The sequence below is a fragment of the Nonomuraea lactucae genome (assembly GCF_003313395.1).
GTDB lineage: Bacteria > Actinomycetota > Actinomycetes > Streptosporangiales > Streptosporangiaceae > Nonomuraea > Nonomuraea lactucae.
The window spans coordinates 1-745 of sequence record NZ_QNFZ01000359.1 but is presented as its reverse complement, the minus strand read 5'-3'; the positions used below and the strand labels follow the sequence as shown (position 1 = coordinate 745).

Below are 745 nucleotides of genomic sequence, written 5' to 3'. Positions count from 1 at the left end.
GGCCCGGTCGGAGGCCCGGCGGGAGGCCCGGTCGGAGGCCCGGCGGGAGGCCCGGTCGGAGGCGGGGGCGGCCAGGTGGGCGGCGGCGGGACCTGCCTGCCGGGCACCTGGTGGGGTGTGGTCGGCGGTTCGTCGCTACCGGGGTTCACGGGTGACTCCAGGGGTCTGCCATGACGTGCGGGTGAACATGCTAGTCAAAGTGCTCATATGGCACTCCGGGCTTCGTTCCATGACATGCGAGTCAACGTGGGTCATGACGCTTGCAAGGCACTTGCAGGTGGTCCGTACGGGTATCACGGCTTGAGTGCGGCGGACACGACGCGAGCGGCGCTGATCGCCCGCTCCCGTTCGCGCGCCACGGCCTTCACCGGCACCTCACGGCGGTGCACGACCACCTCCCCCAGGAGGTTGCTGACCCGCAGCAGCACCACTCCGTCCATCCGCCCCTGGTCGGGGCCCGGGAACACCTCGAAGGAGTGCTGCGCGAACGCCGCCTCGCCCACCCCCGTCAGGTCCGTGACGCCGCCCGTGACCTTGCGGAACACCTTGCCCTCCGCGCCCGCCCGGCTGGCGCGCTCTCCGGCGAACCTCCGCGCGGCCATGGCCGGGCCGCTGTGGTCGCCGTTGGGCCGCTCGGCCCACACGCGGACGATGACCCGGTGGCCCCGGTCGGAGCCCTCGCCCGGCCCCCACACGCACTCGCCGGGCCTGGAGGCCAGCCGCCGTACCGGGCCGTCGAGCAGCT

At 73.6% G+C, this 745-nt stretch carries 1 protein-coding gene; it reads right to left on the bottom strand.

Annotated features, from left to right (window positions below):
• Positions 1 to 293 precede the first annotated feature (293 nt).
• Positions 294 to 745, bottom strand: a 452-nt coding sequence (locus tag DQW85_RS21945) for a hypothetical protein (protein ID WP_162795208.1), incomplete at its 5' end; no start/stop codon positions are given.